General features: G+C 42.0%; 20 protein-coding genes and 1 tRNA gene. 11 read left to right on the forward strand and 10 right to left on the reverse strand.

All coding sequences use genetic code 11. The features are described from left to right. The first annotated feature begins 130 nt into the window (after window positions 1-130). Window positions 131-3,016: a TonB-dependent receptor domain-containing protein gene (locus ACQ2HE_RS12775; protein WP_430896332.1), complete on the forward strand. Its 2,886-nt coding sequence runs from the start codon at window positions 131-133 to the stop codon at window positions 3,014-3,016. A gap of 179 nt (window positions 3,017-3,195) precedes the next feature. Here the strand turns inward: ACQ2HE_RS12775 and ychF are convergent, their stop codons facing one another. After that, window positions 3,196-4,296 (reverse strand): redox-regulated ATPase YchF, encoded by a 1,101-nt coding sequence (gene ychF, locus ACQ2HE_RS12780; protein ID WP_430896330.1) that lies wholly within the window; start codon window positions 4,294-4,296, stop codon window positions 3,196-3,198. A 109-nt stretch (window positions 4,297-4,405) separates the two neighbouring features. Here ychF and ACQ2HE_RS12785 point away from each other — a divergent pair, with 109 nt between their 5' ends. Continuing rightward, window positions 4,406-5,644, forward strand: a complete 1,239-nt coding sequence (locus tag ACQ2HE_RS12785) for a nucleoside recognition domain-containing protein (protein ID WP_430896328.1) — start codon at window positions 4,406-4,408, stop codon at window positions 5,642-5,644. Window positions 5,645-5,693: 49 nt separating this feature from the next. Here the strand turns inward: ACQ2HE_RS12785 and ACQ2HE_RS12790 are convergent, their stop codons facing one another. From ACQ2HE_RS12790 to ACQ2HE_RS12805, 4 genes are all read right to left on the reverse strand, one after another. After that, window positions 5,694-6,149: a hypothetical protein gene (locus ACQ2HE_RS12790; RefSeq protein WP_430896326.1), complete on the reverse strand. Its 456-nt coding sequence runs from the start codon at window positions 6,147-6,149 to the stop codon at window positions 5,694-5,696. Between the two features lie 92 nt (window positions 6,150-6,241). Continuing rightward, the gene (locus ACQ2HE_RS12795; RefSeq protein ID WP_430896324.1) at window positions 6,242-7,861 is read right to left on the reverse strand and encodes an OstA-like protein; all 1,620 of its coding nucleotides are present in this window, start codon (window positions 7,859-7,861) and stop codon (window positions 6,242-6,244) included. Further along, window positions 7,861-8,856 carry an MlaD family protein gene (locus ACQ2HE_RS12800; RefSeq protein ID WP_430896322.1) on the reverse strand — a complete coding sequence of 332 codons (996 nt, stop codon included), beginning with the start codon at window positions 8,854-8,856 and terminating at the stop codon, window positions 7,861-7,863. Before ACQ2HE_RS12800 ends, ACQ2HE_RS12795 begins: the two co-directional genes overlap by 1 nt. A 216-nt stretch (window positions 8,857-9,072) precedes the next feature. Continuing rightward, window positions 9,073-10,026: an N-acetylmuramoyl-L-alanine amidase family protein gene (locus tag ACQ2HE_RS12805; RefSeq protein ID WP_430896320.1), complete on the reverse strand. Its 954-nt coding sequence runs from the start codon at window positions 10,024-10,026 to the stop codon at window positions 9,073-9,075. Window positions 10,027-10,152: 126 nt separating this feature from the next. Between ACQ2HE_RS12805 and ACQ2HE_RS12810 the strand changes: the two genes are divergently transcribed. Next, window positions 10,153-12,777, forward strand: coding sequence for a putative LPS assembly protein LptD (locus tag ACQ2HE_RS12810; RefSeq protein WP_430896318.1), 2,625 nt, complete (start codon window positions 10,153-10,155; stop codon window positions 12,775-12,777). Between the two features lie 261 nt (window positions 12,778-13,038). On the opposite strand, the gene ACQ2HE_RS12815 is transcribed toward ACQ2HE_RS12810, so the two are convergent. Both ACQ2HE_RS12815 and ung read right to left on the reverse strand, forming a co-directional pair. Then, the gene (locus ACQ2HE_RS12815) at window positions 13,039-13,788 is read right to left on the reverse strand and encodes a lysophospholipid acyltransferase family protein (RefSeq protein ID WP_430896316.1); all 750 of its coding nucleotides are present in this window, start codon (window positions 13,786-13,788) and stop codon (window positions 13,039-13,041) included. 1 nt (window position 13,789) lies between these two features. After that, window positions 13,790-14,461, reverse strand: coding sequence for a uracil-DNA glycosylase (gene ung / locus ACQ2HE_RS12820; RefSeq protein WP_430896314.1), 672 nt, complete (start codon window positions 14,459-14,461; stop codon window positions 13,790-13,792). Window positions 14,462-14,574: 113 nt separating this feature from the next. Here ung and ACQ2HE_RS12825 point away from each other — a divergent pair. From ACQ2HE_RS12825 to ACQ2HE_RS12840, 4 genes are all read left to right on the forward strand, one after another. After that, window positions 14,575-14,648: transfer RNA gene (locus tag ACQ2HE_RS12825), tRNA-Arg, on the forward strand. An 87-nt stretch (window positions 14,649-14,735) separates the two neighbouring features. Beyond that, window positions 14,736-15,806, forward strand: a complete 1,071-nt coding sequence (locus ACQ2HE_RS12830; RefSeq protein ID WP_430896312.1) for an acyltransferase family protein — start codon at window positions 14,736-14,738, stop codon at window positions 15,804-15,806. An 86-nt stretch (window positions 15,807-15,892) separates the two neighbouring features. After that, window positions 15,893-16,549 (forward strand): protein-L-isoaspartate(D-aspartate) O-methyltransferase, encoded by a 657-nt coding sequence (locus ACQ2HE_RS12835; protein ID WP_430896311.1) that lies wholly within the window; start codon window positions 15,893-15,895, stop codon window positions 16,547-16,549. Window positions 16,550-16,558: 9 nt separating this feature from the next. Continuing rightward, window positions 16,559-17,059, forward strand: coding sequence for a phosphoribosyltransferase family protein (locus ACQ2HE_RS12840; RefSeq protein ID WP_430896309.1), 501 nt, complete (start codon window positions 16,559-16,561; stop codon window positions 17,057-17,059). Here ACQ2HE_RS12840 and ACQ2HE_RS12845 read toward each other — a convergent pair. Next, window positions 17,056-18,108: a DUF2279 domain-containing protein gene (locus tag ACQ2HE_RS12845; protein ID WP_430896307.1), complete on the reverse strand. Its 1,053-nt coding sequence runs from the start codon at window positions 18,106-18,108 to the stop codon at window positions 17,056-17,058. The genes ACQ2HE_RS12840 and ACQ2HE_RS12845 overlap by 4 nt on opposite strands. A gap of 105 nt (window positions 18,109-18,213) precedes the next feature. Between ACQ2HE_RS12845 and ACQ2HE_RS12850 the strand changes: the two genes are divergently transcribed. From ACQ2HE_RS12850 to ACQ2HE_RS12865, 4 genes are all read left to right on the forward strand, one after another. Beyond that, entirely contained in the window at window positions 18,214-19,938 is a 1,725-nt protein-coding gene (locus ACQ2HE_RS12850) for a phospho-sugar mutase (RefSeq protein WP_430896305.1), read from the forward strand. Window position 19,939: 1 nt separating this feature from the next. Next, window positions 19,940-20,314: a hypothetical protein gene (locus ACQ2HE_RS12855; protein WP_430896303.1), complete on the forward strand. Its 375-nt coding sequence runs from the start codon at window positions 19,940-19,942 to the stop codon at window positions 20,312-20,314. A gap of 139 nt (window positions 20,315-20,453) precedes the next feature. Beyond that, window positions 20,454-20,831, forward strand: a complete 378-nt coding sequence (locus tag ACQ2HE_RS12860) for a response regulator transcription factor (RefSeq protein WP_430896301.1) — start codon at window positions 20,454-20,456, stop codon at window positions 20,829-20,831. 44 nt (window positions 20,832-20,875) lie between these two features. Further along, window positions 20,876-22,333 (forward strand): ATP-binding response regulator, encoded by a 1,458-nt coding sequence (locus tag ACQ2HE_RS12865; RefSeq protein WP_430896299.1) that lies wholly within the window; start codon window positions 20,876-20,878, stop codon window positions 22,331-22,333. 52 nt (window positions 22,334-22,385) lie between these two features. Here ACQ2HE_RS12865 and ACQ2HE_RS12870 read toward each other — a convergent pair whose 3' ends face one another. After that, on the reverse strand, window positions 22,386-24,542 hold the full coding sequence (locus ACQ2HE_RS12870) for an outer membrane protein assembly factor BamB family protein (protein WP_430896297.1): 2,157 nt from the start codon (window positions 24,540-24,542) through the stop codon (window positions 22,386-22,388). A 44-nt stretch (window positions 24,543-24,586) separates the two neighbouring features. Beyond that, window positions 24,587-25,780, reverse strand: a complete 1,194-nt coding sequence (locus tag ACQ2HE_RS12875; protein ID WP_430896295.1) for a Gfo/Idh/MocA family protein — start codon at window positions 25,778-25,780, stop codon at window positions 24,587-24,589. Between the last annotated feature and the right edge of the window lie 2 nt (window positions 25,781-25,782).

The following is a 25,782-nucleotide window of genomic DNA, read 5'->3' on the forward strand; positions in this document are numbered from 1 at the left end:
AAACTGGGAAAAAAAGCAGGGTAGGAAATATTCACACAAAACCCTCATCCATTCTAAAAAAATTAAATTTTTGCAGGTCGGGCGCAATGTGTATTTTGCCCCCAATACTAACGAAACTAAAACTACCATTATGAGAAAAAGCTTCCGTTCGCTGGCAGCTTTGCTGTTTTTTTGCATGATGTCGATTGCTGCCGTAGCCCAGTCTGTAACTATTACAGGAAGTGTTAAGAACAGTACCAACAAAGAGGGAGTTCCCGCAGTTTCCGTAACTGTAAAAGGGTCGAGCTCCGGTACGTTTACTGATGAGAAGGGTAATTTCAAATTGGTAACTTCTCAAAAACCTCCATTTACATTAATATTCACCTCTATTGGCTTTGAAACGCAAGAGTTCAAAGTATCCGGTGCTTCTGATGCGGTTGAGATCAGTTTTGTTCCGGCCAGCAGTTTAGGGGTGGAAGTTGTTGTATCTGCAAGCCGTGTTCCTGAACGTATTCTCGAATCACCCGTTTCTATTGAACGTGTGAACGTAGCGAATATTAGAAACACACCTGCTACCGGATATTATGACATCTTTAGAAACATCAAGGGGGTTGACATTACTACCTCTAGTTTCACCTTTAACACAGTAAGTACCCGCGGTTTCAACGGTAGTGGTAGTGCCCGCGTCAATCAATTGATTGATGGAATGGACAACCAAGCTCCCGGCTTGAACTTTTCTGTTGGTAGCGTAATTGGATTAACTGAATTGGATGTAGAAAGCATGGAATTGTTACCCGGTGCCTCTTCTGCTTTATATGGCCCAGGTGGTATGAACGGTACCATTCTTTTGAATAGTAAAAACCCATTCAAATACCAAGGTTTAAGCTATCAAGTGAAAACCGGTATTATGCATACCGATAAAAGACAACGTTCAAGCGCCTCTCCATTCTACGATTGGAGCGTTCGTTGGTCTACTAAGATCAATGAAAGAATGGCCTTTAAAATGAGTGCCCAATTCGTTCAAGCGAAAGATTGGGTTGCCAATGATACTTCTAACTACCTCGCCGGAGATGCTTCTGTAAACAATTATGGTAAAGTAGTTGCAGGAACACGCACCAGCGATCCTAACTACGATGGAGTAAACGTATATGGTGATGAAACTACCGTAGACATTCGTCCATTCATTCAAGGTGCCATTGCAGGGAACGCTGCATTAAGCCCCATCTTAAGCCAGTTCTTGGGCTCTCCAATGATGGTTTCTAGAACCGGTTACAAAGAAAGAGAAGTGGTGAACAACAATACCGTAAACGTAAAGTTGACCGGTGCGCTTCACTATAAATTGACTGATAATTTGGAAGCTAGCTTAGCGGCTTATTGGGGAACCGGTAATACTGTTTACACAGGTAGCGACCGTTACTCATTGAAAGATTTGAAAGTAGGTCAGTATAAATTAGAATTAAAGCATAAGAACTGGTATGTAAGAGGCTACACTACCCAAGAGAACTCTGGGGAGTCTTACAACGCTACAGTTACCACTCGTGTCTTTAACGAAGCTTGGAAACCAAGTTATGTTGCCTCTAATGCTGCAGGTAGCTGGTATCCCCAATATGTATCAGGTTTTGCCACTGCGGCTGCTACCCAGTTCCAAACCGTTTTATTGTCGGGGGGTACGCTGGCTCAAGCACAAGCTGCTGTAGCTGCTTCTTTACAAAACTTGCATAACTCAGGTCGTTCTGTAGCCGATATCGGACGTCCTTTAGCAGGAACCGATGCATTCAATGCTATCTTTAATAAAGTAAGAACCACTCCAATTAAACAAGGTGGTGGTTTGTTCCTTGATAGAACGGACTTGTACCAAGCAGAAGGTCAATACAACTTCAGTCATTTAACCGGTAAATATTTTGATCTGATTGCCGGTGCTTCCGTGAAGCAATACGTGTTAAACTCACAAGGAACCCTTTTTGCTGATTCAGCAGGTCGTATCAAGATCAATGAAACAGGTGCCTATGCACAAGTTTCAAAAGCTCTGTTCAACGAGCGTTTGAAGTTGTCTGCTGCCGGTCGTTTCGATAAAAACCAAAACTTCAAAGGTCGTTTCACTCCACGTTTTACAGCAGTAGTGAAATTGGCACAGAACCATAACTTGCGCGGCTCCTTCCAAACAGCCTATCGTTTCCCAACTACACAAAACCAGTGGATCAACCTTTCTGTAGGTGGTGGTACTGTATTGTTAGGTGGATTGCCTGAACTTCGTAAGTTCTACAATTTTAGATCTGTAAATACTTTGAATGACAATCCTACCGGAATCGCTGCTTATACATTGGAAAGTGTGAGAACTGCAGGTGCTTTGGCACAAGGTGGAAACATCCCAGGTGCTTTGGCTGCTTTGAAAGAAGCGGAATTTGCAGAGTACAAACCTGAAAGCATGAGAAGCTTTGAGTTTGGTTACAAAGGATTGTTTAAGAAGAAAGTTCTGGTAGACATTTACGGTTACTGGGGTGAGTACGAAAACTTCCTAGGTCGTAGAATCGTTGTTCAAGGCTTGGGTGGACCAGCATCTCCATTTGCAGGACCTAACCGTATCGTTTCAGTAGCAGTAAACAGTACTAGCAAAGTAAAAACCTATGGTTATGGTGCAAGCATCGACTGGTCATTGCCTAGAAACTTCGTACTAAGCACTAACTTAACATTCGATAGAATTACCAACGTAGAAGCCGGTTTCGTGGCATTTTTCAATGCACCTAAATACCGCTATAACCTTGGTTTCAGCAACACCGGTTTTGGTTACCAAAAGCGTTTGGGTTTTGCTGTAAACATGAGAACTCAACAAGGCTTCTTCTATGAAAGTGATTTCCGTCAAGGTGAAGTGGATGGTTACACTATTTTCGATGCTCAAGTGAGCTACAAGTTCCCAACAAAGAGAACCATTGTTAAAATGGGTGGAACAAACTTACTCAACAAATATTACAAGACTGCGTTCGGTAACCCAGAAGTGGGTGGTATCTACTACGTAAGTTTTGCTTACAATATTTTCTAATCTTGCTTAACTGTGATGGATTAATAAGTACAACCCCGAGCAATCGGGGTTTACTTTTTTATATACTAGATACTTTATATCAATCATCTAAACGCGTATTGACTTAAATAGAAAAAGGGTACGTAGTATTCACCACGCACCCCAATTATTAATTCTTAACTCTTAATTCTTAATTAGCCTTACACATTGAATCTAAAGTGCATCACATCTCCATCTTTGACGATGTATTCTTTTCCTTCAATTCTTAGGCGACCGGCCTCACGAGCAGCTGCTTCAGACTTGTACTGGATATAGTCATCATATCCAATTACCTCAGCTTTAATGAATCCTTTTTCAAAGTCGGTATGAATAACTCCGGCAGCCTGAGGTGCTTTCCATCCGTCTTGAATAGTCCAAGCGCGAACCTCTTGAACTCCTGCAGTGAAGTAAGTATAAAGGTTTAATAGTTTATAGGTTGAGCGAATCAAGCGGTTCAATGCTGGCTCGGTCATTTTGTATTCACCCATGAACAACTCTTTATCAGCGGGATCTTCCATTTCGGCGATCTGCGCTTCGATGCTGTTGTTCATTACAATCACTTGTGCGCCTTCTCCGGCTACAGCGGCTTGAAGTGCTTCAGAAAATTTGTTACCTGTGTGCATGGAAGCTTCATCTACATTGGCTACATAAAGAACAGGTTTATCGGTAAGAAGGAACAAATCGGCGATGGCCACTTTGTCGGCAGCCGAAAGATCCAACCCACGGATGCTCTTTCCTTGCTCCAAATGCTCTTTACATTTTTTCAAAACCTCCACTTCTAATTTGATCTTAGGATCGCCGGTTTTGATCATTTTCTCTGAACGCGATAATTTCTTCTCAACGCTATCAAGGTCTTTGAGTTGAAGTTCAGTATCGATGATGTCTTTGTCGCTTACAGGATTGATAGGGCCTTCGTCGCGCAGCACATTTTCATCTTCGAAGCAACGAATAACGTGGATAATAGCATCCACCTCACGAATGTTAGCGAGAAACTTATTTCCCAGGCCTTCGCCCTTGCTGGCGCCTTTCACCAAGCCTGCAATGTCTACAATTTCTATTTGAGTAGGAACGATGCGCTCAGGCTGAACCAATTCAGCCAGTTTGTTCAAGCGTTGATCAGGTACATCTACCAAACCCACGTTTGGCTCGATAGTACAGAAACGATAATTGCTTGCCTGTGCTTTGGCACTATTGCTAACGGCATTAAACAAGGTCGATTTACCCACATTTGGCAATCCAACGATACCTGCTTTTAAACCCATAATTCAGTAAAATTTGAGGCGCAAAGGTACTATTTTACCTCCTTTTCTCGATTATTATTTGGGAGAACGCAAAAAATGATGAAACTTCCCGTATTATAAATCCATTGCTATGATTTTGAATTATTTGTGGATCGGATTTTTCCTGATAGCTTTTATCGTAGCCCTCATTAGAGTAGGGATGGGCGACACGGCTATTTTGAAGACCATGATGGATGGCGTTTTCGATTCTGCCAGCACCGGTGTTACCATTTCTATGGGTCTTATTGGTGTTATGAGCTTGTTTCTTGGATTTATGAACATTGGCGAGAAAGCAGGCGCGGTTCGTTTTTTATCGCGCATCGTAGGCCCCTTCTTCTCAAAACTCTTCCCCGATTTGCCAAAAAATCATCCGGCCATGGGGCATATGATGATGAATTTTTCGGCCAATTTACTCGGTCTCGACAATGCAGCAACTCCTTTCGGTTTGAAAGCGATGGAAAGCATGCAGCAAGACAATCCAAATAAAGAAGTGGCTTCGAATTCTCAGATCATGTTCATGGTGCTGCATGCATCCGGACTAACCTTGATCCCGGTGAGCATTATTGCGCAGCGTGTATTGTTGAAATCAAACAATCCAACAGAAATATTCATCCCTTGTATGATCGGAACCTTTGTGGCTACTATTGTTGCCATGAGTGTTACGGCCATTTGGCAGAAGTTTACCTGGCAACAATGGAAAGCCATTCTGGCTTTGAGTTTGATTGGTTCAGTTGTGCTGGCCGGTATGGGGATCTATCTGCGCCTCTATCTTACAAAAGAAGGAGCTACTACCTTTTCTAACTTGGTGAGTAATGGACTGATCCTTCTATTATTCATCGTGTTTATTATTGGTGGCTTAGTGAAAAAAGTGATGGTATTTGATGCTTTTATTGACGGAGCTAAACAAGGCTTTGATGTAGCCATCAAGATCATTCCGTATTTGGTGGGAATTTTTGTTGGAATCAGTTTGCTGCGCACTTGCGGAGCTTTTGATTATATGGTGCAGGGATTGAGTTGGGTGTGTCACGCCGTTGGAATTGACGATCAGTTTGTGCCGGCCATGCCTACTGCATTCATTAAGCCTTTTAGCGGGGGCGGTGCCCGTGCCATGATGCTTGATGCGATGAAGGTTTATGGACCTGATAGTTTTGTGGGCAGATTGGCCTGTGTTTTTCAGGGATCTGCAGACACCACTTTCTACATCGTTGCTGTGTATTTTGGCTCGGTGGGTATCAAGAATACACGATATGCGGTTTCCGCTGCATTGCTGGCCGATTTAGCGGGAATTATTACAGCGATCTTTCTGGCTTATTACTGGCCTTGGTCATAAAAGTTTTAAAAGAAAAAAGCGCTTCGAAAGAAGCGCTTTTTTAATGTATTTATTTGAAAGTAAATCTTGCTGAAAGGGAGAGGGCGTCGGGAACGAATTTTATTTTTGGGACGATGTCCAGCTCCGGTTTCCAATCCAATGAAAGGTTCAATGGAATATTGGGGAACTTGTAATCTAAGCCAACGATTCCGGTTGGGCCAACATAGGTTGAGCCGCCTTCAAACCCAACATAAGCACCGGCTCCATAAAACCAGCTAAAGCCTTGTGGTTTGAGTTGATTGTGGATTTCCAATAAGGCACCTACACCAAAGCGACTTCCAAAGGACACCAATCCTTCGATGGCCGATTTCTCTGTAACGAAGTATTTTCCTGTAATGGAATTGCTGATGGTAGGGGAGGCATTGGAAAGGCGAATACCGGCGGCGAATTTATAATCTTGCGCCATCACCTTCGAGCCAATAATGGTGAGAATGAAGATTGCTACTACGGTTTTGAATACTTTCATATTGTCCAGTTTAGGTTGCTTCAACGAAAATAGTGCCAGCCCCCATTAATTGTTGTTGAGTAATGTTTAAATAGTATTTCTTTAACAGGATCTTATTCACCAAAGAGTTCGTATTTGGTTTTAGGACGGCGCTTTTCATGCCATTGGAAGTTGGGCAGTCGTTTCGATTCTTCAGGCACTTGCTTGATTGGGTACATGGTTCCTTTCACATCGTTCACAAACACCACTCGGTTTACTTTTTTCTCTACAAATCGAAGATCGATGATATCGCCTGTGGCGCGGTTGATGCCTATTAAGCTGCTGTCTTTATCGTCGGTAATGATGTAAATACTTTCCGCATTTCCTTTCGCTCGAACATAATCGAGATTGCCTTCTTTGAAATAGGCATAAATACGATTGCCTTTTATTTGATTGTAAAGCCCGCTGCCGGCATCACTGATCAACATCCCTTTTTCGAAGACCTCCATTTTATCGGCTTTTTTATTCTTCGTGTAGAGAAGAATGGTATCGCCCGTAATTTGCCCGGTATTGCCCCATACAATTGGCTTTTGCATGAGCCGGAAAATGGAGTCTTTGCCAGAATAGAATAAACTGTCGGCCACCGCTTGCAAGGAATCGCTGAATATTCTCACGTTTCTATATGCTTTGAAATAGCGATCTGTACTATCGTTGTTGTTAATAGAGTCCTTCGTGATCACCACTTTCCCTTTGATGGTATCTTTCAATACAGTACTGTCTTTACCGAGCTTACTGAGTTTGCCGGAGAACAACGTATCAGCGGCAATATAGATGGAATCCTCTTCTTGTTTGATGATCATAAGCGGATTCAACGTGGCTCTGAAATTACCTTCTTTTTTATTGGCCTCAATTAGGTTTGCTAGAACGGCAACTCCTTGCGCTGTGTCTTTATAAACTGCGTTTCCCTTTAAAATACTGATACCGGTTTCATCATCTGTAGTGATGTCGTTGGCGGTGATTTGCGTTGCCCCATCTTTGATAGTGGGTCTTTTTCCGAAGACTGCTTTCTTATTCTTCAAGTCGTAAAACCCTTCACGCGTGATGATTTCACGTTTTGAACTGTCCACGATTTTTGTGCGATCGATGAATGTGGCAATTTCAGAATTGGTATTGTATAAGAGTGAGTCGGTTTCAAGATTGTACTTCGGATCTTTGAGTTTTACATTTCTTTTAAAGTAGATGTCTTTCAAGTCGGCATAGTAAGTGCCTTCTTTACTGGTAAGTACCGAAGAGCCGTTTACCACTCTGCCTCCATTTTTGTATTCGCCCAATTTCTGGTTGATATCGTACACTAAATCTTCCGTGTAGAGGGTGGATTTATTATCGGTGAGTTTTACCTTCTTTTTTAGGAAAGCCACTTTGGTATCTGTATGATAAAGGAGGTATTGAGAATAGGTATGAATGCTGTCTCGATCGTTGATGTGAATATTTCCGAACGCTTCCACCGTCTTTAGCCGTTTGTTATAAACCGCACTGTCGAAATAGAAAGTGGTGCTTCCTTGTTTGATAATGGCATGCCCTACTAGAATCTGAAGTTCAGTAACAGAGTCGATTCTCTTAAATCCATTCTTATCGGCATTGATGATTTCCACCAATTTCATAGTATCAGAAGCCGTAGTATCGGTTACTGCTTGAGCATGGGCCAATTGGCTCATGCAGAGTAGGACAATAAGAAGGGAAAAGACTGACTTCATTACTTGTTCGATCCTTTTGCCGGGATGCTATCGTAAAGTGGTTTGCTTAATGGACCTGTTTTATCTTTCTTCCCGAAAACCGATACGTTTACATATCGTTTGGGGTGAGTTTTAAAATCGTCGAGTAAGGTAGTTAAACTTCTATTGGTTTGTCGCAATTCATCGTACAATTTGCGATCATTTAACAACGCACCCACACTGCCTTCCGGACTGTTTACTTTGTTTAAGGTGGTCTCCAATTTTGCTACTGCCGATTGAAGCCCTGATACTGTTTCAGCAATCTTAGCTTGCGAAAGATTCTTGGTTGTAACCTGTAAGTTGTTTAAAGTGCTATCAATTGAAGCATTGTTTTTTGCCAAATTACCGGTAACACTTTCAACATTGTTTAAGGTATGGGCTAGGGCTCCTGATTGGGTGTTCAAGAGCTCTACCAATGATTTGGAAGATGTGGTTAAATTGGCTACAATTTCATGCAAATTATTCTGTGTGTTGGGGTCCAGTACCGCATTCAGTTTTTGGATCACAGATTCTAACTGAACCAAGGTTTTGTTGATATTGTCTACAGCCGGATCAAGGCTTGTTTTTACCTGCGACATTAAATCGGGAGACAATTTAACGGAAAGTTCACCACCGTCTTGCACGTATTCTTTAGCGTTACCCATTACAATAACTACGCTAGTGGCACCCAGGAGGGTTCTTGAAAGGGTAGCATAGGAATCTTTGGGGATATTGATGCTTTGCTTAAGAGTGATGCTTACTTTAATTCCGGTGAGGTTTGCATCTTTTGCTTCCAAATCGGCTACGCGCCCTACTTGGTATCCTTTCACATAAACGGGACTAGAAGGAGCCAGTCCTTCTACGCTTGGAAATTCAGCGAATACCGTATTGGAAAGCTCGGTAATATCTTTACCTTTTAAGAAATTGAATCCTAAGATCAGTATTGTAATAGCGATCGCAGTTAGCGCCCCTACTTTAGTTTCGTTTGATACCTTCATATTAGAAGTTGTTTAACCACAGTCCAATGAAAGGGCAAAAATAGATAAAATAGTGGGTTTCTGGGAATTATCCTTTTTTGAAGCCGCTTTGAATGAGTGGATTTAGAGTTTTGTTAAGAAACGAGCGGAAGAGTCGACGATGTTTAGGAATTGGCTTGTAGTAAAATAAAAAAGCCAGTCTTTAAGGAGACTGGCTTTCAAATATTTACGAATCGGTTATTTTCTACTCACTACTGAGTTGATCTTAGCTTTTGGCGTATTTTTACCCAGCACGTTTTTGTTCTCCAATTGTTGTTTGTAGCGTTTGATTGCATTGAACACATTATCGGCAACTTCATTTTGTCCTTTTTCACTGTTCAAGTAGTTCTCTTCATCTTCATTTGTGATGAAACCGGTTTCAACCAAAATAGAGGGCATCGCGGTTGCTTGTAACACCCAAATACCTTCCCAGGTCCGTTGTTTTACCCCGTTACTCGAGCGACCGGCATTGGTAAACTCTTCTTCCACAAAAGAGGCGAGGAGCAGGCTCTTATCGAAATACTTCTTCGTCCACAACAATGATTTGGCCTTAAATTCCGGGTGGTTAATATTAGGCACATACTCAAGTGAATCATATACTTGTTCACCAACGAATTCGCCTTTTTCGTCGGCTCTATCGGCAGCCCAGATATAAGTTTCCGTGCCACTTCTAGTGTTTGGTGTATAATATACATTGTACTTGGGAACCTTTCTGGTTTTTTTCACTCTTTTACCACCTTTCTTCACATAATAGGTTTCGGATTTGTATCCGATGAACTTGGTATGTTTGGTTGGCGGCATTGCATTTACGTGAATAGACACGAACAAATCGCCTCCATTCTTATTTGCGAAATCCGCTCTCCATCTGTTATCGGTGTATACGTCTGTTGTGCGAGTGTAAAGGATTTTTGCGTCGGGATATGCTTCCTCGAGACGTTTTCCCAATTTGAGTGCCACATCAAGACAGATGTCTTTCTCGTAGGAATACTTTCCATTCGCTCCTGCAGCTTTTCCACCGTGACCGGGGTCAACAATGATCGTACGTACCTTGGGTGTTTGAGCTAGAGGACTCGCTTCAGGCATGGGTCTGAAGGCAGTAATGCCTGCGATGGTTAGGGAGGCTAAAAAGAGTACAGCCAGGGACTTCTTCATAATTGGAATTTCTATGGGTTGATACTGAATCTTCACATATTCTTAATGCATTTATGGCTACATTTGCACCCACTGCATATGAATAGTGTAGGCAAAAATAAAATAAAAAATAGTTCGCTCCTTTTTTTGTTCACGATTACAGTGTTATTAACGTTGTTTTCACTGCCTGCTCGTTCTCGTAACCTTCGTTTTGGGAAAAACTTAACGACCTCCTCTTACGATACTGTTCCCAATACTACTGATTCCTCTAAACGACTTCCCGATCCTTTGCGCATCAAAAATGATACGTTTAATCTGAAGATTTCAAAAGACACGCTTGATGCTCCGGTGAATTATGAAGCGGCCGATTCAATGGCCTTCGATATCCCTAATAAACGCATCATTTTGTATTCGAAAGGAAAGGTTACTTACAAGGATATCGAGTTGAAGGCCGATAGTATCATTATGGACCAGCCAACGGATATGATCATTGCCGGTCCGCGCCGCGATACGGCCGGAAAGCTCACCGGTCTTCCTGTAATGGTTCAAGCCGACACCAAAATGCAAAGTGATCTCATTCGTTACAATTTTAAGAAACAACAGGGGATCACTCGAAATACCTACACGGAACAAGGCGAACTTCACGTGAACTTGCAACAGTCGAAAGCGATCTCAAAAACTGAATATTTTGGTAAGCTTGCACGACTCACCACTTGTAACCTCGATACACCGCATTTTGCCTTCATATCTAGTAAGATCAAATTGATCAATCAGAAATTGGCGGTAACGGGACCTGTGCATCCTGAATTTGAGGGAGTGCCTGTGCCGATCTATATTCCATTTGGCTTATTCCCTTTGAATCAGGGTCGTCATTCCGGATTGTTAGCACCTCAGTTTTCGTCCAGCCAACAATTTGGTTTGGGATTGGAGGGATTGGGTTATTACAAGGTGTTGAACGACTATTTCGATGTTACACTAAGAAGCAACTTGTATTCTTACGGTGGATTCAATGTATACTTAACTCCAACCTATCGGGTTCGCTATCGTTACAATGGATCACTCAATTTTGCATATCAACAAACGAGAATTTTAAGCTCTGATGCTAAAAATGAGTTCACAAATTCTAAGACATTTAATATTACTTGGAGTCATACGGTTGACAGTCGTGCGCGGCCGGGAACTACTTTTTCTGCTAACGTGAACGCCGGTTCCACGAAGTTCAACCAGTATGTTGCAAATAACGCTACTCGGAATTTTAGTAATCAGTTGAACTCTTCGATTGTTTACACGAAGGCTTGGGGAAGCAAATACAATTTAAGTTTAAATGCCTCTCACAACCAAAACAATAACACCGGTTTGGTGAATTTGAGTTTACCAAACTTGCAATTCAACGTCAATACTTTCTATCCGTTCCAAAAAAAGGAATTTGCAGGTGCCCCTAAATGGTATGAGAAGCTGGGCATTGGCTTGAACTCGAATGTTGGCAACCAAATTAGTTTCTACGACTCGTTGTTTAATATTCGTCGATTAATTGATACCATGCAGTGGGGTGCTCAACACGTGATTCCCATTCAATTGAGCTTACCTCCAATTGGACCATTCCAAATTGCACCTGGTATTTCTTATCAAGAAAAATGGTATTCCCGCAAGTTTCAACGGGTATGGAATCCGAATGCTAAGAAAGTAGATACCGCTATTCAAAAAGGGTTGTACACTTCTCGCGACATGAGCTTTAGTTTAGGTATCAATACAGCTATTTTCGGAACCTACGACCGGTTCAAGAAAACCAGCAGGGTAGTGGCCATTCGACATGTAATTCGACCAACCTTCTCTATCAACTATAAACCCGACCTTGCGGCAAAGGATTATTATAATGTACAAATTGATACCGCGGGCAGGCAATACCGCTTCTCCTATTACGAAGGGTCGATGTTTGGCGCATTTTCTGAAGGGAAATTCGGCGGTATAAGTTTTGGTGTTGATAACAATATTGAGATGAAGGTGCGGGATCGGAAAGATACTGTTACCAATGGGGGAATTAAGAAAGTGAAATTGATTGATGGATTTGGATTCAACGGTAACTATAACTTCATGGCCGATTCGTTTCAGTTGAGTCAGATTAGTTTCTACGCACGTTCTACCTTGTTTGAAAAAATCAATATCACGGCAGGAGCTACGATGGATCCCTATAAGGTAGATTCTCTAGGTTTCCCTCAGAAAGAGTTTACCTGGGCAGGAAATAACAAAAGTTTTCCAAGAATCACCAATGGAAACATTGCCATTAGTGCCAGTTTCCAAAGTAAAACGAAAGATAAAAAGAAAGAGGAGCGAGTGTTGAACAATCAAGATGTTCCGGCGCAGACCTTGCAAGAGCAACAAATGCAGTTAGAATATATGAGGCAAAATCCTTCTGAGTTTGTTGATTTCGATGTTCCTTGGAACTTGAGCTTATCGTATTCTTTGAATTTTTCACGAGTGTTAAAATCAGACTATAGTGGGTTTAGAACCGATATTTACAGCAACTTGAGTGTAAACGGCGATTTCAGTTTGACTCCAAAATGGAAAGTAGGCGCAAGTAGCTACTACGATTTTAAAACTGCGACCATTCAAAGTATCACCACCTTCATTACCCGCGAGATGCACTGTTGGCAGCTTTCAATTAACGTGACACCGGTGGGTCTGTATCGTTCGTTTAATATTACCGTGAGTCCGAAGTCGGGCTTGCTCCGCGATTTGAAATTGAACAGAACGCGGTATTTCTATGGTAATTAAATTGTGACCTCAGAGTTGTTGGGCAATCCCCCAAAGGATACTTTGAATGCGAGTTCTTTAGTTGTTGAGTTTTTTAGTTTTTTAGATTGGGCTTTGAACAACGTTAATGCGTAGAAAAGGACCTTTACTGGGAGGCTTTTTCAGAGTAGAAATCGCTGTTGATGCGACTACTTAAAAACTAAAAAAACTCAAAAACTCAATTACTTTTTTTGGCCAGTAGATATGAATTGTTTGAGATTTTCATATCATTAGCATAATAATTTAAATCGTGGGTTTCGATTCAATGTAAGTTTTCATGGCTTGGTAAGCCTTCTCTTTCAACGATTCCGGTGTATCAGATTCGGTTACTGGTATAGGTGATAAGAAGTGAATTCCTATTTTAGTTGGCCAGAAAAAGAAGATCTTATTAGCGGGCATTACTTTTCTTGTATTGAAAATAATACCGGGAATTAATGGCTTTCCGGTTTCTTTCGCTAGTCTGAACGCTCCCAAATGAAATTCGTTCAAGGCTTTTTCTGATTTGTTCCGCGTTCCTTCCGGGTAGATGCACATATGCAGCCCCATTTGCAACACGTCTTTCATTTTTTGATAGCTCTCTTTTCTGCTTTGATCGCTTTTGCGGTTCACTAGAACACTTCCGGTTTTATAGATCAATCCAAACACCGGCACTTTAGCCAGTTCGCTTTTAGCAATGGTTTTGTTACCATTACCCGGAATGAATGGAGAGGAGAGTGGAACATCTAGAAAGGAATTGTGATTGCAAACCACAATATAGTTCTGATCTTTTTCGAAATTTTCTTCCCCTTTTACTTTCATGGGGCAGCCTGCTAATGGAAGGAAAACGCGCATCCATATTCTAGAAATTCGAATAAAGCGGGTTGTTTTTATTGGGTCCTTTTTGAAGTAGGAGAGTAAAAGAAAGGGGATGTACATCAAAATCATGGTCCCTACAAACATGATCATGGCCCAAATAGCAAACACTCTTCCCAAAATATTCTTGACAATGTTCATGTTACAAGTTCCAGTTTATCGGACTCAGTCCATTTTTACTTAAGTATTCATTGGTTTTAGAGAAATGCCGGCAACCAAAAAAACCGTTGTATGCGGATAAGGGGGAAGGGTGTGCGGCTTTGAGTACCAAATGTTTGGTTTCATCAATCAGCACTTGTTTTTCCTGCGCAAATTTACCCCAAAGTAGGAAAACAACCTTTTCTTTTTCCTTCGATATGGTTGAAATGGTGGCGTCTGTAAAACCGCTCCAGCCAATTTTAGCATGGCTCATCGGTTGATTGGCGCGAACAGTCAATGAAGCATTGAGGAGTAGCACTCCCTGCTCTGCCCAAGGGGTGAGGTTCCCATGGTTGGGAATGGGCATACCAATATCGGTGTGTAATTCTTTGTAAATATTTTGAAGCGAAGGTGGAGTGGCTATGCCGTTCTGAACTGAAAAGCTGAGTCCGTGTGCTTGCCCCGGTCCATGATAAGGGTCTTGCCCAATGATCACCACTTTTACTTGGTCGAACGGAGTGGTGTTATAAGCATTGAAAATGAGGGAACCGGGCGGATAAATGGTGGCGCCTGCCATCCGTTCGGTGCGTAAAAAGGTCACAATTTCAAGGAAATAGGCTTTTTCGAACTCGTTTTTAAGCACCTGTTTCCACGATTCATGAATTTTTACATCCATATTTACTTGTATTAGCTGCAAACATAAAGATTCTTCTTCAACTCATTTTTCGGAAAAAGGCAGCCGAAGGCTTGGGTAATAAGCTGGGAAATAATATCTTTGCAGCCGATTTCGGTCCGGTAGCTCAGCTGAATAGAGCAACAGCCTTCTAAGCTGTGGGTCATTGGTTTGAATCCAATCCGGATCACTTAAAGCTCGCTTTTAGCGGGCTTTTTTGTTTTTATACCACATATACTAGTATTTTCAAGGTATCATTCATCGAATAGTAGTTCAGTTGCCCCCAAATCAACATATCAAACATTTCAACGGCCTTCGAGGCTTGGCCATATTATTAGTGATCGCATATCATTACCGAATTGGATTTCCTGTAATGCAGTTTGGATGGAGTGGGGTAGATCTGTTTTTTGTTCTGTCGGGCTATTTAATAGCCATGAACTACGAATCGTATTCAACTACATTTGATGGCTACTTGCAATTCATGAGAAACCGATTGCTTCGCATTGCACCGCTCTACTTTCTTGTAGTGATCGCTTTCTTCGTCTACATTCTAATTCCCGGAACAGCCGATAAGCAACACTATTACGCGCCTTATATTAAGTCTTGGTATGAATATCCCCTATTCATTCAAAACTGGGGATTGATTCTACACAAAAAGCACGAAGCAAACCATTTGGAACATTTTTGGTCCCTCGCTGTGGAAATGCAGTTCTATTTGTTGAGTCCGGTTTTGATTCAACTGATGAGAAAACTGAAAACAGGAGCAGTTCTTTTCCTTATACCCATCGGTTTAATCGCAGTCCGCTACGTTCTCGCTCAACAAATGGATCATTGGAATGAATACTATGTTTATTATGGCAATACGTTTTGCAGGGTCGACAGTTTCTTAATGGGAATCTTTCTGTTTCTAAACAAAGAACGTTTGAATAGAACAAGTTTATTCTGGATGGCGGGGATTGGACTTGCTTTACTGGTAACAGTTGGTTGGATAGATGGCGACTTTTCAATGCACCACCCGCTGATGGCCGGATTGGGATTCACCGGCTTCTATTTGGTGTACGGATTCTTGGTGGCCTATCCATTTCAGTCCAACGAGTCATTTTTATCGCCGGTTTTATTGCACCCAATCTTACAATTCTTGGGAAAGTATTCCTATGGTTTGTATGTATTTCATTGGATCGTTTTGCGAATGGCTGGTGGCGGCTTGCAAAAACTGCTTCAAATACACATGCCATCCGAATGGGCTACTATCACCGCATCAAACATATTGCTATTAACTACCCTTGCTTTGAGCATGATTTCGTATCATTGGATCGAAACGCCTTTACTTCGATTAAAAAAGAAGTAGTAAGGTTTCATAATATCTAAGAAAGAACGGAACTTGCATAGCATAACCAAAAGAGGGTTCCAACCAAGGCTTATTTCAACTTCGCTATGAGAACATTTGAAGATACATACCGACACAAAGGACTTCGAAAACAATTGATTCAAGTTTTGCGCGACAAAGGCATCACTAATGAACGCATTTTAGAAGTTATGAATGAGATTCCTCGTCATTATTTTCTAGATTCTGCATTCGATCAAGTGGCTTATGAAGACAAAGCCTTTCCCATTTTAGAGGGCCAAACCATTTCTCAACCTTATACCGTAGCGTATCAAACTCAATTGCTCGATGTAAAGCCTTTTGAAAAAGTATTGGAAATAGGCACCGGTAGCGGGTATCAGGCCATGGTATTAGGGGCTTTGGGTTGCCAAGTTTTCACCATTGAACGCCAAAAAAAGCTGTTCGATTTTCATAAAAATTTCATTCTCCGTGGTAAATATCCCTCTATTAAATATTTTTATGGAGATGGATTTGAAGGCCTTCCAACTTTCGCTCCTTTTGATAAAGTATTGGTGACTGCTGCAGCTCCCTTCATTCCTCCGAAATTGATCGAACAAATGAAGACAGGAGCCAAATTGGTGATTCCCGTAGGCGAAGGTGAAATACAACAAATGAAACGGGTTACAAAAAATGCCGATGGTAGCTACTCCGAAGAATTGTTTGAGCAATTTTCTTTTGTGCCCATGCTGATGGGCAAAAATCAATAATTTCGTGGCATGAGTACCGAAAAGAAATACATCCTAGATAAAGCTGCAGCCGCTTCCAAACTGGAACGCATGGCCTTGGAAGTCTTAGAGCAAAACATGAACGCAAGCGAACTGATTTTGGCCGGTATTCGAAACAGCGGTTCCATAGTAGCGAAAAATGTACAGGCGCTGCTCGCTAAACACAGTTCTATTCCAACAAGAATCATTACCATTACGCTTGATAAAAAGCATCCTGCTGAAGTTAAATTGAGCGAAGACATTCAGTATAAAGATCAAGTCATCATAGTGATTGATGATGTTGCCAATAGCGGCAAAACCATGCTGTATGCCATTCAACCTTTTTTGGCGTTTCATCCCAAAAAGATCCAAACTTTTGTATTGGTAGAACGCACACACAAAGCCTTCCCGATTAGCAGCGACTTCGTGGGACTATCTGTAGCTACTACTTTGCAAGAGCATATTTATGTAGAAGTGAACGACGAAGAAGTTTTAGGCGCCTACCTCGCTTAGAAATACAAGAAATACCCTTTTAGCTTTCCGGAACTATTCAGCATTAACGCCGGTGCCGGCATTTTCAAGGAGTTCAAACAATAGAACACTGTTTTCAACCATTTCTTTTTGGTGGGAATTCGGGTAAAATCGATGTCGGGGGCAAGATAAAATTGTCGAATGCGCTTGATATCGGTTCTATCAAAAGTAACTTGCCCTGCAGCATTTTTGGCGATATTTTCTTCTCCACCCCACAATCCATCAGCCCCGTAACCGATCGACAAATTCAACCATTTGGGAATCTTTGAGTCCTTGAAGAATGAATGGATATTAGCAGAAAGCCAATAAGTTTGCGTATTGTAATCTTTCAGCATTTGTTCGTACCACGATTTCCCGAACAGTTGATTCGCTCTTGCTTTTAAATCGGGCTCGCTGTAACTGCCGGGGTGAAAACTCCATTTCAAATAGATGCGTTGTTCTTTCCAGGCCAATTGTTGTGATAGAAACAATCCGGTTCCGGTGAAATTGGCTCCAATATCGGACCAACTCCAGCCCCATTCAGCCGATTTACCGTCGAGGAATTCTATAACCGTCATATAGCCAAGACTGCTAATGCCACTCAATAAAGCTGCTTTTTTTTCATTTTGAGTAGCCCATTTCCACATGCCGTAAGTGCCGCGACTCAGTTGGTAGGCCGTCCACGCATGTCCTGTTTTATCAACCTGCAACCATTCCCTGCTATCGTCGAAGCTATGTAAAGGGGCCGATGGATAGTTGGCATACCAAGCTTGGTTCAGCGCTAGTAATGATCCCGCATAGAAGGCTGCTTGTCCACCTGCCATAGCCCAAGTGCGTTTTTTTATTGAAAAAGAATCGGTGGTTTGAGCAGAACAAATATTGAAAAAGAAAAGGGACAGGGGGAGGATGAAGAGGAGGGTGCATCTCTTCTTGATGAAAGCGATTACAACAGATGGTTCTTCTTGATTGTTAGGTTCCAATAGCTGATACTCGGCTGGTAATATGCCTGTGCCGGGTACTTCTTGATAAGATGACTGGATTTTTTTCCTCATGAATGAACGCTCTGATTGTCAATAAATTTACGGGATAAAATTAGTCTAAGATTTCTTTAGAATGTCCTAATTTTCCGGTAATATTATTCTTTTTAAATTAACAATATGGATGCTGCTATCTTAGAAAAAGTGAATGTCTGGTTAACAGGCAACTTTGACGATGCTACGAAATCTGCCATTAAAGAATTACAAGCTTCTAATGAGAAAGAATTAGCCGAATCGTTTTATCGCAATTTGGAATTTGGTACGGGGGGATTGAGAGGTATTATGGGTGTGGGTACCAATCGTATGAATAAATACACGGTGGGTATGGCCACTCAAGGTTATGCCAATTATTTGAAGAAATCATTTCCCGGCGAAACTGTATCAGTAGCCGTGGCACACGATAGCAGAAACAATTCCCGCTTTTTTGCAGAAACGGTTGCCAATGTATTTGGTGCCAATGGCATTAAGGTTTATTTGTTTGAAGCCTTGCGTCCTACTCCTGAATTGAGTTTCACCATTCGCCATTTGGGCTGTAAAGGTGGGGTAGTTTGTACCGCTTCTCACAATCCCAAAGAATACAATGGTTACAAGGCCTATTGGAACGACGGTGGTCAGTTGGTTCCTCCACATGATAAAAATGTGATCAAAGAAGTAGAAGCGATCGCTTCGGTAGATGAAGTGAAGTGGAGTGGTGGCGAAGCCAATATTACGCTGATTGGTAAAGAATTGGATGAAGCCTATATAGCGATGTTGAAAAGCCTGAGTGTTTATCCGGAGGTGATCAAGCGTCAGCACGATCTGAAAATTGTGTACACGCCTATTCACGGTACCGGTATCACTTTGATGCCTCAGGTGTTGAAAGAGTTTGGGTTTACCGATGTAACCATTGTGGAAGAACAATCGACTCCTGATGGTAATTTCCCAACCGTCGTTTATCCGAACCCGGAAGAAAGTGAAGCCATGAGCATTGGTTTGAATAAGGCCAAAGCCATCAATGCCGATATTTTATTAGGAACCGACCCCGATAGTGATCGTGTAGGTATTGGTATCAAAAATCACAAAGGGGAATGGGTGCTAATGAATGGTAACCAAACGGCTGTATTGGCTTTCAATTATATGATTGAAGCGAGAAAGGCGAAAGGTGTGGCGCAACCCAATGATATGGTGGTGAAAACCATCGTAACTACTGAAATGATTGATACCATTGCCAAAGCAAGTGGTATTGCTTGTTACAATGTGCTCACCGGTTTCAAATGGATTGCCGAATTGATCAAAGAAAAAGAAGGAAAAGAGAATTACGTGATTGGTGGTGAGGAGAGCTACGGATTAATGATTGGCTCTCAAATTCGTGATAAAGATGCGATTTCAGCAGTGGCCATGCTTTGCGAAATGGCTGCTTATGAAAAAGACAAGGGGCGCTCTTTGTACGATAAAATGATCGACTTGTACGTTCAACATGGCTACTATAAAGAACATCTGATCTCTATTACCAAGAAGGGTATGGATGGTCAAGCGCAAATTGCAGCCATGATGGAAAGCTATAGAAGCAATCCTCCTAAAACCATTAATGGTTCGGCGGTTGCTCATTTGCTCGATTACGAATTGCAAGTTGGAAAGAACTTGTTGACAGGCGAGAGCTGGAAAATTGAATTGCCAAAGTCAAACGTGTTGCAATTCATTTTAGCGGATGGATCGAAGATTTCTGCCCGTCCTTCGGGAACAGAGCCGAAGATCAAGTTTTATTTCAGCGTGAATACGCCTTTGGCAAGTGCCGCTGATTTCGACAAAGTAAGTGCCGATTTGGATGCAAGAATTAAAGGCATTATTGCCGATATGAACTTATAATATGAAGCAATTCTATACCGGGTTCCGAATACTCTTGATATTCGGAACCTTTTTAGTATCCTGTGGTAATCGACTAACCGACGAGAAAGCAATGGAACTGATTCGGTTGAACTACAAACAGCAAAGTATAACCGAAGGGGCGGGCATATGGTTAATTGATACCGTTCAAATAGACCAAATGAAGAAGCTCAGTTCAGACACACCGAAGTATGCGATAAAGGCTTTTGTAAGTGGTTTGTACAGAGTTCCCTCCATTGAAGATGCTCCATCGGGACTAACGGAGCATTTTTACGATACGCTCAGTTTTCATGCAGTATTGAGGGGGAAGGTTTGGAGTGCTAAACAGTGGGTGATCATTGGATCTCGACACGAGTGATAAAGTTTTCCCAATTTTGGAAAAGGCTTCCCAAAATAGGCTAACTTTAATTGTTATATATTCTATAAAAAACTATAAATCAAGGTCTTAGTGCAAGTTAATGTTCTGGCATTAATCTGGTGAAGACGAATACGCACCTATGTCTGTAAAAGCAAACACTACTATTTTTTTAGTTGACGATGATCCGATGTGTGGATTCATGTACATGAATTTTTTCACCAATCAAGGATTCACGAATGTGAGTTTTTTCAGCTCGGGGAAAGCGATGTTAGAGCAAATCGATGAGAACCCTTTTATGGTTTTTGCCGATTACAACTTATCCGATTGCACAGGACTAGAATTGGTTCAAAAAGTACGTTCAATGAATCCTTCGGTATATGTTACTATTGTTACCGGAGATCAGGATGAGAATATCAAGGAGCGCGTACTATTAGAAGGCGCACATGGTTTCTTACTCAAGAACGATACGGTTACAGCCGATATGTTAAATGTGATCGAAAGCTTGCTCTCTCAGTAGTTTTCTCTTTTACATGGTGTGATTTTTTAAGCTAAATCACCAGCATGGAACTTATTCAATTTTCACCGGCGCAGTTATCAGAGATCATTCCGTATTATTTACAAGTCAATTCTTTTGGCGTGGTAACCCATGCCGCTTCTCCTTGGCCGGCATTAACGCAACCGGTGGTATTGGGCGAGTTTGCAACCGTAAGTTTACCATGTTCTTCCCGACCTTTCGAAGGTTATATGGATTTGTTTCATGAGGCGGAAGTTTCGATTACTCACCCTGAAATTGAGGACCTTCAGATTAGAGGGAAGTTCCATTTCATCAAAAATAAAAATTGCTGGATTTTTTCAGGAGCTCCTGAATCGCATCAAATGCTGGAGCGATCCATTGTTCATGCGCAGGAAGCAGCTAACAAGGCAATTCTTGCTAAGAATTATTTCTTGGACAGCATGAGTTATGAGTTAAAAACTCCTTTGAATGTTGTAAAAACAATTTTGGATCAATTGCAGGAGTCGAATTTAGAAGCTGCCGATGAAGAACTTGTGAACAAGGCCAGTAAATCAACTGTGCGATTAAGCAATGTGATTCATGATATGTTAGACGCGTCGTTGATTCATTGCGGCAAGATCAATTTGCATTCAAATTGGTTCTCTTTTGCTCAAGTAAATGACGAGCTAGTGAAGCAATTCTCGCAGTGGGCTTTAGAAAAAGGGATACAATACAAATCATCTCTAGACAAACTTTGCCACCAACAAGAATACTTTGGTGATCAAAAGCGCATCACGCAAGTAATGCAGAATTTGATCGACAATGCGATGAAATATACTGAGACCGGCTTTGTTGGATTCTCGATCGAACGCATTACAGATAATAAGTCTACTCATAGCATTCGTATAACGGTCACTGATACTGGCTTAGGTATGACTAAGGAATTTGTAAAGATGGCTTTTACGAAGAACAGTTTGTATCATTTCAATGCAATTAAGAAGTCGGGCGGAAGTGGTTTGGGATTGAGCTTGGTAAAAGGATTGGTTGAATTGATGGATGGAATCATTACTGTAAGTAGTGAACCAAGTTTGGGAACAAGAATAGTAGTTGAATTGCCTCTCGAAGTGCGTGATGTTGAATTGCAGTGTAGCGAGAAAGCGGAAGGTACAGGAAAAAAAGTATTGGTGACGGATGATAATGAAATGAACAGAAGGTTGGCTTCGCATGTGTTGAAATCTCAGGGCTATCAAGTATTGGAGGCAAGCAATGGAACTGAAGTACTAAGTGTAATGGACGAACATCATCCCGACATGATATTCATGGACATCAACATGCCCGGCATGGATGGATTTGAAACATCTCAGTACATTCGCAAAGAGCTCCAGTTATACATGCCCATTATTGCGCTTACTGTAAACAGCTCCGACGGCCGGTTGTCACAATACCGCGAGAATGGAATGAATGACTATTTGGCCAAGCCTTATTCGGCAGGAGACTTAAAGTCGATGTTGGCGAAGTGGATGTAGAGGGAATTAAGAATTATTAATTCATAATTATTAATTATTAATTATTCTTCGCTCACTTCAACCCAAATGCAATGTACTGATCACTTGAATTGGTTCCCAATTTTCCGCCACCACAGGCGATCACTAAATACTGCTTTCCCTTGATTTCATAGATGGCCGGTGTTGCAAATCCCGGCGCAGGGAGTTTGTATTCCCATACCTGCTTACCGCTGTATTTATTGAACGCGCGGATCTTGCTGTCTTTGGTGGCCGCGATGAATACCAAACCTCCCGCTGTTACCACAGGGCCTCCATAGTTTTCTGTACCGGTTATAGGAATGCCGGGTTTCATGAATTCCTGATATTCTCCCAAGGGAATTTTCCACTTGATGCTTCCTTCGTTCAAATCAATGGCGGTTAATGTGCCCCAGGGCGGACTAATCGCAGGAAATCCTTCCGGACTTAAAAACTTTGAATACGATTTCATTCGATAGGGGAGTTGCGGAGTCTGTACTTCTGTAGGAATGTGTTGCTTTTTCTGAAGAGTGGTTTGGTTCAATACATAGGATGCGATCGCTTCTTTATCGGCTTTACTAATGGCACCAAATGCCGGCATCATTCTTCTACCCGAACCAAGCAAGCTATAGAAAGACGCCGTGTCGTATTTCTTATCAACTGCCAATAGAGAGGGATTGTTGCCGCTACCTTTGCGGTCTGCTCCGTGACATGTACTGCAATACTGTCCGAAAAGTCGTTTACCCGCTACCAGATTCGTTTCCACTTTTACCTTTTCCGGTTTATTTTCCAGCATCTCCATTACCCAAGGCATTTCATTCGTGTTTACATACAAGAGTCCTGTTTTGGGATCGAAAGCCGGACCTCCCCATTCTGCACCACCATCAAAGCCGGGAAATACCAGCGATGGCTGCTTCCCGGGTGGCATGAAAATTTTGCCGGTTCGAACGACATGAAATTGTTGCAACACCTTTTCTTTACTACTATCGGCCAAATATGGATTGATATCTTTTTCGGTTATGGTTTGACGTGAAAATGGTTCAGGCTTCACCGGAATGGGTTGTGTGGGCCATACTGCTTCGCCCGGCAAGGCTCCGGTAGTATCAACTGGAGTCTCAATTACATCGTATACCGGCTTTCCTGTTTTTCGTTCGAAAATAAACAAGAGTCCTTGTTTGGTGGGTTGCGCAACGGCTTCAATAGCGCTGCCATTTTTTTGCAAAGTTACCAATGCAGGAGGGGTGGGAAGGTCTTTGTCCCATAGATCGTGGTGTACCAATTGTTGATGCCATATTTTTTTTCCGGTTGCCGCATCCAATGCAATCAAGCAATTCGAATAGAGATTGGCGCCTTTTCTATTCCCACCATAAAAATCATAAGCTGCAGATCCGGTGGGTACAAACAATATTCCGTTGGCTTCGTCTAAAGAAAAGCCACTCCATGCATTCGCGCCCCCTGTTATCTTGTATGAATTGCTGTCCGACCATGTTTCATAACCCGGTTCTCCCGGCTGCGGGATGGTATGAAAGATCCATTTTCGTTCGCCCGTTATTACATCGTAAGCGCGTATATGACCCGGTGCGGAAGGTAAGCCCTCATCCACTCGGGTACCAAGGATCAATAGGTTCTTATAAATGGTTCCGGGTGAGGTATTCACTACGAATAAATCAGAGACGTTTCGGTCTAATCCTTCGTGCAAATCAATTTTTCCGGCTTTACCGAAACTAGTAATTACGGTGCCACTGTCGGCATTAATAGCATACGTGAAGGACCCGGCAGTAAAGAAGAGGCGTTTATTGGCGCCGCCGTCTGACCAATAGGCAACGCCGCGACTGTTGATCATGATATGACTGGAAGCCGCATTCGGATCATCTTTGCTTTTAATATTCGGATCGAATATCCATAGCTGTTTGCCTGTGGTAGCATCAATGCAAAATAGTTTCATTTGAGCACTTACGCCAAACAAACGATCACCGATGATGATGGGGTTGCATTGAATTTGAGAATGGTTGGCCGTATCGGCATCGCCGCTGCTGTATGTCCAAATTGGTTCTAAGGAGGCAATGGTATTGGTATCGATTTGAGTTAAATCTGAATACCGAATGCGTTCATTGGAACCTCCGTAAGATTCCCAGTTCGTATATTTTTTCTCTGCAACTTCTTTACAGGAGTTGAAAGCAAGCATTGCAAGGCTGATGGCAAGACCGTATCTCATAAAAAAAGAACCGGCTTTTCTTACAAAAAGCCGGTGGAGGTTTATTAGTTTAATACTTTCTCGGAAATCTTTCCGGTTTGTTTGTTCTTGAGGATCACTTTCTTCGCGCCGTAGTGCGTTACCTCTTCTTTTACTAAATAGTGATCGGCGTCGTATTCAGTTAGGTGGCTGTCTTTGGAAACGCCTTCTCTTCCTCTCCAAATTTCCAATTTCACCGGTTCCCATTGTTTGGTTTTCACCGAACGATAGGCGGCATCCAACACGCAGTTCACTACATATCCGTCGTAAAAGGTTTCCTTCGGGTCTACTCCTTGTTCCATGCTGTTGAACATGTCCATAAACATGTGGTTGTAGCCGAGTTCATTGAGTTCGTCGCCTACCGGGAACAGCCATCCGCTATTGCTTTCTGCTTTTTCCGCTACATAGTCGGCACCTTTGCCGGTAGTAAACATATCAAAACCTGTTCTTAAGAACGAGTTGATCCAAATGGTTCCTTCGGTGCCCATTACTTCGTCTCTTAGATCGAGGCCTCCTCTAAATGTCCAGCTTACTTCAAATTGAGCAATGGCGCCGTTTTCATATTTGATCAATCCAATAGCATGATCTTCTGCATCAATAGGTTTCACTTGTGTATCGGCCCAACACATTACTTCAATGGGCTTGATGTCTTTTCCAATATACGAGCGGGTAATTTCTACGCAATGACAACCTAGGTCGAGGATACATCCGCCACCTGCTTGTTCAATGTCCCAAAACCAATCGCTGTGAGGCCCGGGATGGGTTTCTCTTGATTTCGCCCAAAGAATTCTTCCCAAAGCGCCTTTTTTTACGCTCTCATGTGCTTTGATGAATTTGGGAGTGTACACCAAATCTTCTAAGTATCCGTTGAAGATGCCTGCTTTTTCCACGGCTTCTAACATGCGTTTTGCTTCCTCACCATTTCTTCCTAATGGTTTGGTAGTGATTACTGCTTTTTTGTGTTTACAACAGAGCATCACAGCTTCTTCGTGTTTATGATTGGGAAGAGAGATACACACCACATCCACATCGGGATGCGCAATGGCTTCTTCCATATTGGTAGTCCAATGATCGCATTTGTAGTCTTCAGCGAATTTCTTGGCACTTTCTTCTCTTCTGGAATAAATGCTTACGATTTTGTCTTTGCTACGGTATCCTTGTAAAGAATCGGCATAGAAGCGGCCGATGAATCCGGAACCTAGCATGGCAATCTTTTTCATAA

Source organism: Endoryza foliicola (assembly GCF_050589245.1).
GTDB lineage: Bacteria > Bacteroidota > Bacteroidia > Chitinophagales > Chitinophagaceae > Endoryza > Endoryza foliicola.